Annotated in this window: 9 protein-coding genes; 6 read left to right on the top strand and 3 right to left on the bottom strand. The window is 65.7% G+C overall.

From position 1 onward, the window contains the following. Positions 1-4 precede the first annotated feature (4 nt). The 3 genes from doeB to NDN16_RS15040 all read left to right on the top strand — a co-directional run bounded on the left by doeB (position 5) and on the right by NDN16_RS15040 (position 1,888). Entirely contained in the window at positions 5-1,009 is a 1,005-nt protein-coding gene (gene doeB, locus NDN16_RS15050) for a N(2)-acetyl-L-2,4-diaminobutanoate deacetylase DoeB (protein ID WP_251114283.1), read from the top strand. A gap of 94 nt (positions 1,010-1,103) precedes the next feature. Continuing rightward, positions 1,104-1,283, top strand: a complete 180-nt coding sequence (locus NDN16_RS15045) for a hypothetical protein (protein WP_251114282.1) — start codon at positions 1,104-1,106, stop codon at positions 1,281-1,283. 80 nt (positions 1,284-1,363) lie between these two features. Next, positions 1,364-1,888, top strand: coding sequence for a Dps family protein (locus NDN16_RS15040; RefSeq protein ID WP_251114281.1), 525 nt, complete (start codon positions 1,364-1,366; stop codon positions 1,886-1,888). Positions 1,889-1,947: 59 nt separating this feature from the next. On the opposite strand, the gene NDN16_RS15035 is transcribed toward NDN16_RS15040, so the two are convergent. Further along, positions 1,948-3,141, bottom strand: coding sequence for an OpgC family protein (locus tag NDN16_RS15035; protein ID WP_251114280.1), 1,194 nt, complete (start codon positions 3,139-3,141; stop codon positions 1,948-1,950). A 193-nt stretch (positions 3,142-3,334) separates the two neighbouring features. On the opposite strand from NDN16_RS15035, the gene NDN16_RS15030 reads away from it, so the two are divergent. Both NDN16_RS15030 and NDN16_RS15025 read left to right on the top strand, forming a co-directional pair. Further along, positions 3,335-4,939, top strand: coding sequence for a glucan biosynthesis protein (locus NDN16_RS15030; RefSeq protein ID WP_251114279.1), 1,605 nt, complete (start codon positions 3,335-3,337; stop codon positions 4,937-4,939). A 255-nt stretch (positions 4,940-5,194) separates the two neighbouring features. Then, positions 5,195-6,334, top strand: a complete 1,140-nt coding sequence (locus tag NDN16_RS15025; RefSeq protein WP_251114278.1) for an autotransporter outer membrane beta-barrel domain-containing protein — start codon at positions 5,195-5,197, stop codon at positions 6,332-6,334. A gap of 15 nt (positions 6,335-6,349) precedes the next feature. Here the strand turns inward: NDN16_RS15025 and NDN16_RS15020 are convergent, their stop codons facing one another. After that, positions 6,350-8,914, bottom strand: coding sequence for a glucose/quinate/shikimate family membrane-bound PQQ-dependent dehydrogenase (locus tag NDN16_RS15020; RefSeq protein ID WP_251114277.1), 2,565 nt, complete (start codon positions 8,912-8,914; stop codon positions 6,350-6,352). 151 nt (positions 8,915-9,065) lie between these two features. Here NDN16_RS15020 and NDN16_RS15015 point away from each other — a divergent pair, with 151 nt between their 5' ends. Then, positions 9,066-11,114, top strand: coding sequence for an NAD(+) synthase (locus NDN16_RS15015; protein WP_251114276.1), 2,049 nt, complete (start codon positions 9,066-9,068; stop codon positions 11,112-11,114). On the opposite strand, the gene NDN16_RS15010 is transcribed toward NDN16_RS15015, so the two are convergent. Continuing rightward, on the bottom strand, positions 11,102-11,698 hold the full coding sequence (locus NDN16_RS15010; RefSeq protein ID WP_251114275.1) for a hypothetical protein: 597 nt from the start codon (positions 11,696-11,698) through the stop codon (positions 11,102-11,104). The two genes, NDN16_RS15015 and NDN16_RS15010, sit on opposite strands and share 13 nt — an antisense overlap. Positions 11,699-11,720 lie beyond the last annotated feature (22 nt).

The following is an 11,720-nucleotide window of genomic DNA, read 5'->3' as shown; positions in this document are numbered from 1 at the left end:
GGCGATGCTGATGACGCCCGATCTGCCTCCATCGCCCATCGTGCCCACCATCGACCTTGCCGCGCCCGGGGTGCGGCACGGTTTCCTGCGCCTGCCCTACAGCCGCGACGATTCTGCCTGGGGATCGGTCATGATCCCGGTCACTGTCGTGGCCAATGGCGAGGGGCCGACCGCACTCCTGACCGGCGGAAACCACGGCGACGAGTACGAGGGGCCCATCGCCCTGTTCGACCTTGCCCGCCGCCTGACACCCGAAGACGTGTCCGGCCGGGTCATCATCGTGCCGGCGATGAACTATCCGGCCTTTCGCGTCGGCACGCGGACCTCGCCGGTCGACAAGGGCAATCTCAACCGCACCTTCCCCGGCAAGCCGGACGGCACCGTGACACAGAAGATCGCCGATTTCTTCCAGCGTCATCTTCTGCCGATGGCCGATATCGTGCTGGACTTCCATTCCGGCGGGAAAACCCTGGATTTCGTGCCCTTCGCAGCCGCCCACATTCTGCCCGACAAGGCGCAGGAAGCGGCAAGCTTCGCCGCGGTGGCCGCCTTCGGCGCGCCCTACTCGATGAAGATGCTCGAGATCGACGCCGTGGGCATGTACGACACCGCGGCGGAAGAGCAGGGCAAGATCTTCGTGACGACCGAGCTCGGCGGCGGCGGCACGTCGACGGCGAACACGGTGGGGATCGCCCGGCGCGGCGTCGCCAACGTGCTGCGGCATGCCGGCATCCTGTCCGGCGCACCGGAGCCGGCGCCGACACGCTGGCTCGACATGCCGTCGGGAGACTGCTTCACCTTCGCCGAGCACGACGGGCTCATGGAGCCGCTCGTCGATCTCGGAATGCCGGTCGAGCGGGGCGACGTCGTCGCCCGCATCCATTGCGTCGACCGCACGGGGGCGGACGCGGTGGAACTGCGGGCGGGCCTTTCCGGCATCCTCGCAGCCCGGCATTTTCCGGGCCTCGTGAAATCGGGAGATTGCGCAGCGGTCATCGGCACGGTCTGACCCGGGCCCGCAGGCGATCCGAAACCCTCTTGCCAAAAACATGAAAGTGTTTATCCACTTTACTGCATGGACAGGCATCGCGAAGAGGGCACCGATGATCGCATTGTCTCCGACCGCCATACTTTCCGTACTCGTTCCGATCAGCGCCGCCGTGGCGCTGGCGGGTTTTCGCTCGCGTATCCGGCCTTCCGACTACTGGCACAGCCTCGGCTCGATCCAGCGCGGCGATTTCGGCGAACTGGCCTGCGACGAAGGTGAGCGGGATCTAGTTTAGAAAAGTTCTAAACAGGGGTTGAAAGAGGGAGCTGACGAGGCTACCTTGTAACCGTTCCAGAATTACAGGAGCGCCGGGGCATGCGCGACCGCCGATGCCCGGCCGGATCGGAGTTTACGACAATGGGCCTGATCGCCGCAAAGATCGAACCGAATGCCAAGGAAGAAATCGTCAACGGCCTCACGCAGGCCTTGGCCGAGACGGCAATCGAAACGCTGAAGGCGCAGAACTTCCACTGGAACGTCACGGGTTGGTCCTTCGGGCCGCTCCATGCGCTGTTCCAGGAAATCTACGAAGACCATTTCGAGGCGCAGGATCTTCTTGCCGAGCGCATCAAGGCCTTCGACGCCCATGCGGAGGGGCGCTACTCGGTCTATCTCGACCGTAGCGCGATCACCGAGCATGACGGCCATACCGACGCCAAGACCATGGTGGAGCTGCTGCTTGCCGACCAGGAGACCTTGTCTTCGACCCTCTCGGCCCTGGCGCAGGTTGCCGAGCAGCATGGCGACTGGGCCACGAACGATATGGCCACCGGCCGCATCGAGGTTCACGACAAGTTCGCCTGGATGCTGCGGGCCCACCTGAAGTCGACGGCGGCCTGAGCCGCGTCATCGGGCAAACAATACAAAGGGCGTCCTGCGGGGCGCCCTTTTTCATTGCCTCAGCGCGCCACGGGGGCGGTCGGCGTCGGCCCGTCGTCGGACGAGCCACGCTCTCGCCACAGGGCCGGTATGGCCAGCAGCGAGATGCCGAAGATGGCGATGAGCGTTTTGGTGACCTCGCTGAACTCCGGCGTGCGCAGATCCACATAGATCAGGCCATAGACGATGATGATGTGCCAGGCATAGACCTGCAGCGAATGTCGACCGATCAGGCGCAGGAACGACAGCGTCATGACGTAATGCAGGGCATTGGCGATCCACCGCACCGCAGCGTTGCGATGCTTCGGCCCCGCGATCGCCAGCCAGGCGACGCCGACGCCGGCGGCAACGAAGTTCAACAGATAGACGAGGCCGAAAGTCGCCCGGACTTCGAATGGCATGAAGCTTTGCAGCAGTTCGTCCGACATCAGCCCGTAGCCCGTGGCGACGCGCAGCGGCAGGAAGAACAGGCAGATCACCAGGGCCGCCACGGGCAGGATGCTTCGATCGGGCCTGAAGATGCGGTCCCAGGGAATTTTCTTCTGGGCCGTCATGGCCCCCATGATGACACCGGAAAAGAACACGACCTGCCATGCCAGGACGTTGAAATGTGCGCGGATGCCGATCGGACCGTCGCCGGCCAGCGCCCGGTCGATTGGCCCGGTCAGGACGGTATGCAAACCGAGCTGCGCGATCAGCCAGGCGATGAAGGATACGAGCGCAACGACGCCCCAGCGCTTGTGAAGACACAACCACAGAGCGAATGGCGAAACCAGCATGTACACGATGTACTGGGGAAGGATGTCCATATAGGTCGGCTGGTAGATCATCGCCATGGCCGACAGCACCCGCACGGGATCGGTGATCGAAAGATCGCCCATCCATGGCGACCACAACTCCGCCGCCTGGGGCAGTGTCGCGGCGGCCACGAGCAGGATCGCCAGGGCGACGAGGACATAGACATACAACTGCCGGGCCCGCTTCCAGACGGCCTGCGCCCCGGCCATGAACCCGCCCTTCAGCATCTTGCGGGCGTAGACGAGGCCGACGAGCAGCCCCGACAGGAAGATGAACCCCTGTGCGTCCTCGACGAATGCGAGCTGGTTGTGGTTGAGTTTGACCAGCCAGTACCCGCCGGTGAAGTTCAGATGGTTGATCATCATGAAGACGAGGAAATAGCCTCGCAACCCATCGATGAACCCAAGCCTGTTCATGTCTCTTCCAAGCCAATTTCAATGCAGGGTTGCGCATCCAAGCGCGGTCAGGTGCCGGAATTAGGGCCCTGAACTTGAAATTCGAGAGACGTCGGCCATCATCGTGCCCTGATTGGCCGCTTCCTGACTTGCCGGATGGCGGCGTAACGTCGCATGAGAAGTGGATTCACACTCGAAGGAATCGATGGAACCGATGGCAAAGCTGAACCGACGGAACTTCCTGTATTCTTCCGCCGCACTCGCTGCCCTGGCGGCGGCGCCCGGTGCGCTCCGCCATGCCTCGGCTGCGGCCGTCATGGGGGAGCCATTCGCGTTTTCATACGAGAAGCTCGTGGAACGGGCGCGCGACTCCGCGACGAAACCCTATGTCCCGCCGTACCGGCCCGATCCGGAAGTCGTCCAGAAAATCGACTACGAGCAGCACGGCAAGCTGAAATTCAAGACGTCCGACTCGCCCTTCGCCGGAAGTGACGGCGCCTACCCGGCGACGTTCTTCCACCTCGGCCAATTCTTCGGCAAGGCGGTGGCGATGCATGTCGTCGTCAACGGCCAGGCCCGCGAGTTCAAATACTCGCCCGATCTGTTCGAGATGCCGGCCGATTCTCCGGCGCACGATCTGCCGGCCGATTCCGGCTTCGCCGGCTTCCGCCTGCAGGAGTGGAACGGCTCCGAAGACTGGCGCACGCAGGATTGGGTGGCTTTTCTCGGGGCCTCCTATTTCCGGGCCATCGGCGCTTCCGGCCAGTATGGCCTGTCGGCGCGAGGCGTCGTCATAAATGCGGCCGTGCCCGGCGTTGCCGAGGAGTTCCCCGACTTCACCGAGTTCTATATCGACGAGGCGCAGGATCCCGCACAGCCGGTCGTTGTCTGCGCCTTCCTCAACGGGCCCAGCATCACCGGCGCTTTCCGTTTCTACCTGACGCGCGGCCTCGATCGGCGACAGGGCGTCGAGATGGATGTGGAGGCGGCCCTTTTCCTGCGCGAGGACATCCAGCGCCTCGGGCTGATGCCGCTGACCTCGATGTTCTGGTATGGCGAATACGGGCGCGAGCGTCTCAACGACTGGCGTCCGGAGGTGCACGATTCCGACGGCCTCGCCTTGTGGATGAGCGATGGCGAACGGATCTGGCGCCCCCTCAACAATCCGCCGTTTACCACGGTCTCGTCCTTCAGCGACACCGATCCGCGCGGCTTCGGCCTTTTGCAGCGGGACCGCAACTTCGACCACTATCAGGACGGCGTCATGTACGACCGGCGTCCGAGCCTGTGGGTAGAGCCGGTCGAGCCGCTGGGCGCCGGGCGTGTCGAACTCCTGGAGATTCCGACCGACGACGAGATCCACGACAATGTCGGCGCATTTTGGGTTCCGGATGCGCCGGCGACGAAGGGGTCGGAGTACAAGCTGCATTACCGCCTGTTCTGGAAGGACAACGAGCCGCATCCGGCCGAGAACATCGCCCAGACGGTCGCCACGCGTATCGGCCGCGGGGGTGAGCCCGGCAAGCCCCGTCCGGACAACGTCTTCAAGTTCTCGGTCGAATTCGACCGTCCGTCCGTCATGACGCAGATCCCCTACGGCGTTTTCCCGGAGGTCAACGTCACCACCTCCAGCGGCACCGTCATCCGTCCGTTCGCCGAGCCCGTGCCCAACGGCAATGTCTGGCGTGCGACGTTCGACCTCGAGATCGAGCGCGACAAGATCGCGGAGCTGCGCATGTATATGGAGCTGGACGGCAAGCCGCTGACGGAGACCTGGCTCTACCAGTTCGACAGGCGCAATCTCGTATCCCTCGGATAAATTGGGTATTTCTTAAGTAAATTGGCCGGACTGTGGCCGGATCTGTTGAGTTTTTGCAACGCAACAGAACCGGACGGACGATTCCGGCCATTGTGATTTGCATTGCAGCAAAAGCGTCGGCAGGGTCGCGTCATCAACCACTGATGAGTGATGTGAGCCTTGCCGACGCAAACGATCCGTTTGCGGGCCGTCTCGCGTACGCGCCCGCTAAAGACTGCACTTCTTGCCTTGGCATTTGCCATTGCACTGCCTGCCATGCCGGCGCTTGCCCAGGGGACGAGCGACCAGCAGGAAATTTCCGGGCTTGTCGGCGCACAGGTGGACATCGGCCGCCGTTTCGCGCGCGTGCAGTCGCGGCGGCTGCATGAGCGGATGGAGATCCTGCGCGATTCCACCGACCGTCAGACCAGCGGATATTCCATCAAGATCGGCACGTCGGACGGGTGGGCGGACGAAAGCGCGCTCGAGCGGGAGTGGCGCGAACTGGATTCGGAGATGCCGGCCGCCCACCGTGCGGAAGACGTACCCTGGCGTGCGGACCGGCCCGCGGAAATGCAGGCCCGGCGCCGCTTCACCGACGAGGGCCACGCGCTCTGGTCCGCCGGCTCCGTCGATTTCGGACGACGCACCAACGGCATGATCGATCTGGACAGGACGAGCGTCGGGATCGCCTCGGGTTTCGACGCGGAACTGTCGAAACAGGCAAGCCTGGGAATGGGCCTGAGCTTCGACCGGGCGATCGGCGAAGCGGGTTCGTTCGGCACGCGCGCACGCGGGCAGGGGCTGGGCGCGGCCCTTTACGGCAGTTACAACCCCACGCCCGTCACCTTCATCGACGTGGCGGCCGGCGGCTCATGGCTGGACTTCGCCAATGCCCGTTACGCCGTGCAGCCGAAGGAGCTCCATTACGGCTCGCGCGCTGCCGCGCAGGGCTTCGGATCGGTATCGGCCGGTTACGAATTGCGCGACGACGGTTTCCTGCTGTCGCCCTATGGCCGGTTCGAAGTCTCGCATACCCGGTTCGACCCGATGGACCAGACGATCGGCGAAACCGCCCTGACGCTGGGCGAGCAGACGGTCGACAGCGTCCTGGCCATCCTGGCGGTGCGCGGCGAATACACGATCGAGCTCTCCAACCTCGTCCTCAAGCCGGGAGCACGCGCCGAGCTGACGCACGAGGTCTCGGGCGCCATCCGGGTCTCTCCGATAGCCGGCGGCGGGCTGACACTGCCCGATTTCTCATCGGCAGGGATCGGCCGCGAGCAGTTGACCGTCGCGCCGGGCATCAAGGCCGAATTCGGCGACGACTGGTCGGCGGGGCTGGAATACCGCAACGTCCTCAACAATGACGGGCGCGACGAAACGATCACCTTCCGGATCGGCCACTCGTTCTGATCCGGTGCCTGCCCCTCACCGGGGCAGGGCGTAGGCGATCACGTCGTCCCCCCGCCTGGTGCCCAGCGACCCGTGGCCCCCGGCGACGACCAGAAGATACTGCCGTCCGTCGGCGCCGGTATAGGTCATCGGCGTTGCCTGACCGCCGGCCGGAAGCCGGTCCTTCCAGATCTCCGCGCCGCTCGTCAGGTCGTAGGCGCGGATATAGTCGTCGATCGTACCGGACAGGAAGGCGACTCCGCCCGCCGTCACCATCGGGCCGCCGAGGCTCGGCACGCCGAGGCGGAAGGGAAGCGGAATGGGCGAGGCATCGCGGACCGTGCCGTTCTTGTGCTGCCAGATCACCTCGCCGGTCCGCAGGTCGGCTGCCGCGACGTAACCCCAGGGCGGCGACTGGCACGGAATACCGAGCGGCGACAGGAAAGGACCCATCTCGACCGCGAAGGGGCCACCGAAATTCTCGTTCAGGGCCGGGAGGGCGCCGGAGGGCGGCTGTGCGTTGACGACCAGCGATGTATCGTCCTGCCGGCGGAAGAGCTGCGAGGTGAACGCCAGGTAGGCGGGCGTTGCGAAAACCACCTGCCGTACCGGATCGACCGCTATGCCGCCCCAGTTGAACACGCCGAAATTGCCCGGATAGACGAGCGTCCCCTCTTCCGAAGGCGGCGTGTAGCGGCCCTCGTAGCGCAGGTTGTGGAATGCGATCCGGCACAGGAGCTGGTCGAAGGGCGTCGCGCCCCACATGTCCTTTTCGGTCAGCGGCGGCGGATCGAAGGACATCGCGGAGACCGGCTGGGTCGGCGCGGTGAAGTCGCCCTCGGACGCACCCTGCGGCGCTGGACGTTCCGTGACGGGCAGGATCGGCTCGCCGGTGCGCCGGTCGAGCACGAATATCTCTCCCTGCTTGGTCGGCTGCACCAGGGCGGGCACGAGGGCGCCGTCCACCGCGATGTCCACCAGGGTCGGCTGGGAGGGAACGTCGTAATCCCACAGGTCGTGATGCACGGTCTGGAACACCCAGCGAACCGCGCCGGTGGCGACGTCGAGCGCCACGACGGACGACGAATATCGCTCCACCGCCTCGCTGCGGTTGCCGCCCCACTGGTCCGGCGGCTGGTTGCCGAGCGGCACGTAGACGAGCCCGAGTTCCTCGTCGATGCTGGAGATGGACCAGCTATTGGGCGAGTTGGGCGTATAGGTCTGGCCGGGCGCGAGCGGCGCGGTGTCATCCGGGTTGCCGCTGTCCCAGTTCCAGAGAAGCTCGCCGCTTGCGATGTCGAAGGCGCGGATGACGCCGGACGGCTCGGTCGTCGACACGTTGTCGAGCACGGTGCCGCCGACGATGATGCTGTCGCCCGCCACGATGACCGGCGATGTGGAGTAATAGGAGCCCGGATTGACGTTCGGCATGTTGCGCCACAAGTCGATCTGCCCGTCGCCGCCCCCGAAATTGGAACAGACGGAGCCGTCTTCCGGATTGACGGCAATGACCCGGCCATCCGCCGTCGGCATGAACAGCTTGGCGTCGCAGACGGAGGCAGAGCGTTCCCCGTCGATGGCCACGGGCAGGTCCGGCAAGGGTTGCTCGGCCGTCGCGCCGTCGACCGGCGCGCGCGTGGCGCCCTGTTCGGCGGCCGCGCCCTGCGGGTGGAGCGTCTGCACGGCCTGCGCCGGCAGGGGCGTCTGGCCCGGCTGTGCCGCGGCCGCTTGAGCCGGCGTGCCGGACGGCGGCTGGTAGGACAGGCCGCGGCAGGTCAGATGCTGGAGCGCCAGCTCGCCGCGGATCTGCGGATCGTAACGCCAGATTTCCTCGCCGGTCGTGGCATCGAGGGCGATGACCGATTGATGCGGCGTGCAGAGATAAAGCCTCTCCCCGATCTTCAGGGGGGTGACCTGGAAGGTGGTTTCCTCCGGATCGCCCGGTTCGCTGATATCGCCTGTCTTGTAATGCCAGGCCACCGCAAGGTCGGAGACGTTTTCCGGCGTGATGTCGGTCAACGGCGAATAGCGCTGCCCTTCCTTGGTGCGGCCGTAGGACTGCCATTCGCCCGGCGGCACGCCCAGGTCGTCCGGGGCCTGCGCCACGGCCCCGCCGACTTCGCCGTCCACGCTGTGCCGGTCGGTGAACCAGGAGGCGAGCGCTGCGACCAGCGCGACGGCCAGGGACAGGCTCAGCGCGAGGCCGTTGCCGCGAAAGGCGGATGCGTGCCCGGGGACGCCGTCCAGCGCCTGCGGCAGGGTCTGCAGGCCGAGGCGCCTTGTGATGGGCGGAAGCAGCAGCAGGAAGCCGAGCACCACGATCAGGCCGCCCCGCGCCGCCAGCGGCCACCAGTCCAGCCCTACCTCCCACAGCGCCCATCCGAGCGTGCCCAGCACGATCACGGCGTACAAGGCGAGTGCGGCAGGCTGGCGACGGTGCAGCAGGAATGCAGTCAGGAGGAAGCCGATGGCAAGCGCCAGATAGTACCAGGATCCGCCCAGCGCGATAAGCCAGATGCCGCCGACAGCCAAGGCGAGGCCGAGGAACCCCGCTATGGCGGCTGCGAAAGTCGTGGTCTTGCTGGTACGGGTGGCCGCCATCGTCTTCCCCTCGAAGTCAGGATGCGGACATGTCGCACCCGCGAAGCACGTCAAGTGCGTCCGATGCTTCCACCATACGCGCCGATGCCTTAGAGGAGAGGGCGTCCGGTTCGCCAAGCGAGGTAGCCCCTTGTCGTCGCCATCAAGCACCATGCCTTTCAGCGCGTTCCATCGACACGGCTTCGCGCGGGTCGGGGCGGCCACGCCGCGCGTGGCGCTGGCCGATCCCTCGGCGAATGCCTTGTCGACGCTGCAGCTTGCACGCCGGGCTTCCGATGAAGGCGCCGACCTCGTCGTCTTCCCCGAACTGGGGCTTTCCGGCTATTCGCTCGACGACCTGCACATGCAGGATGGCTTGCTGGACGCCGTCGAAGACGCCGTCGTCGCCGTAGCCGCCGGCACAAGCGACCTGTCGCCCGTGCTTCTCGTCGGCGCACCCCTGCGCCGTAATGGCCGGCTCTACAATTGCGCGGTGGCGATCTCGCGCGGACGTATCCTCGGCGTCGTGCCGAAATCCTTCCTTCCCAATTACCGGGAGTATTACGAGAAGCGCTGGTTCGCGCCCGGCATCGGACTTGCCGGACTGTCCGTCGAACTGGCCGGGCAGGACGTACCCTTCGGGCCGGACCTCGTCTTCGCCGCAGCCGATCTTTCCGACTTCGTCTTCCATGTCGAGATCTGCGAGGACTACTGGGCGCCGACGCCGCCTTCCACCGTCGGCGCGCTCGCCGGAGCCACCGTCCTGTGCAACCTGTCCGCTTCCAACATAACGGTGGGCAAGTCTGCGGAACGGCATCTTCTGGCGGCATCGCAGTCCATGCGGTGCATGGCGGCCTATGTCTATGCGGCCGCGGGCGCAGGCGAAAGCACCAACGACGTCGCCTGGGACGGGCATGGCATGGTGCATGAACTGGGCGAACTCCTGGCCGAGTCCGAGCGGTTTTCGCTGGAGGGAACCGTCGTTCTGGCCGATGTCGACCTTGCCCGCATCCGGCAGGAGCGTCTGCGGAACGGCACTTTCAACGATGCCGTCCGGGCGGCGGGCGATCCGGAGACGATGTTCAGGCGTATCCCATTCACCCATGCGCCGCACGGGCGGACGATGCCGCTCAGACGCGCAATCCGCCGCTTCCCCTTCGTCCCCAACCGGCCGGAGCAACTCGACCGCGATTGCTACGAGGCCTTCAACATCCAGGTGCACGGGCTGATCCGGCGTTTCGAAGCGACACCCGGCGAAACATTGGTGATCGGCGTGTCGGGCGGGCTGGACTCCACGCATGCGCTGATCGTCGCGGCCAAGGCCTGCGACCGGATGGGCCTGCCGCGCGAGCGTATCCTGGGCTTCACCATGCCGGGCTTCGCAACGGGGGAAGCCACCAGGGCCAATGCATGGCGGCTGATGCGGGCGCTCGGCGTCACCGGCGGAGAAATCGACATCCGCCCCGCCGCCCGGCAGATGCTGGCCGATATGGGCCATCCGTTCGCCGCCGGCGAGCCGGCCTATGACGTGACCTTCGAGAACGTCCAGGCGGGCCTGCGGACGGATTATCTGTTCCGCCTCGCCAACCAGCGCGGCGGCTTCGTGATCGGCACCGGCGACCTGTCGGAGATCGCCCTGGGCTGGAGCACCTACGGCGTCGGCGACCAGATGAGCCACTACGCCGTCAACCCCGGCGTACCCAAGACGCTGATCCAGCATCTGATACGCTGGTGCATCGCCAGCGGCCAGTTCGATGCGGAGGCCGATGCCGTGCTGGCGGATATTCTCGACACCGAGATTTCGCCGGAGCTGGTGCCCGCCGATGCGGAAGGGCGGATGCAGAGCACGGAAGACCGGATCGGCCCCTACGCCCTGCACGATTTCTTCCTGTACCATATCATGCGCGGCGGGCAGGCCCCGTCCAAGGTCGCATTCCTGGCGCTGCAGGCATGGGGCGATGCGGAGGCAGGCCGATGGCCGGCCAATTTCCCGGCCGAGGCGCGCCGCGCCTACGATCTGCCGACCATCGGCCGCTGGCTCGAGAGCTTCCTGTTCCGCTTCTTCCAGACCAGCCAGTTCAAGCGGACGGCGATGCCGAACGGGCCGAAAGTATCGTCCGCCGGCGCGCTGTCCCCGCGCGGGGACTGGCGCGCCCCGTCCGATGCGAAGGCCACGGCATTCATTGCCGAATTGCGAGCCGCGCTCGATCAGGCCGGCTGAGCGCCGGGCGCGCCATGGGGGCCGTTGGCGCCGCCTCCATTGCGCAAGGTGGCGAAACTGGCGCGCAACTCGCCAAGGCGACGGTCCATCTCGTGTTTCTGCTCCGGTGTCAGGGCCAGGTAGAAGACACGGACGCGCGCCTCGATCGGTGCGATGCCCGGATGCTTCATCTGCAGCAGCTCGGAACTGCGTGCGTAGTCCTCGTGCGTCTTCTGGAACAGGAGCGCAATGAGCCCGACGCACAGAGGAAACCAGGAGTCGAAGCGGCTGCCATGCGAGGCAAGGCATGCGATGGCCGCGCCGATCGTGAACAGCGACAGGACGATATAGACCGAGAATTGCTGCACGATCAGCGCGATCTGCATGCGCGTCGGATCGCGTTCGCGCAGCCGGGAGGCCAGATCGGCGCCCTTGGCGATCTCGCGGTTGGCCTTGATCCAGGCGAAGGACGACACGGTGCGCGCCAGCGTCTTGATCGCAAGCGACACGAGCGCCGCGCCGACGAGCGCACCGATGATATTGAGGATCAGGGACGTCAATGGCGAATCGATGAGGGAACTCAGCCCATCGGCAGCTTGCGACATGTCTTCAGCCCGTATTCCATGC

The sequence above is a fragment of the Aureimonas altamirensis genome (assembly GCF_023702225.1).
Lineage (GTDB): Bacteria > Pseudomonadota > Alphaproteobacteria > Rhizobiales > Rhizobiaceae > Aureimonas > Aureimonas altamirensis_B.
The sequence above is the reverse complement of the archived record's forward strand: the minus strand, read 5'-3'. Positions and strand labels throughout refer to the sequence as shown.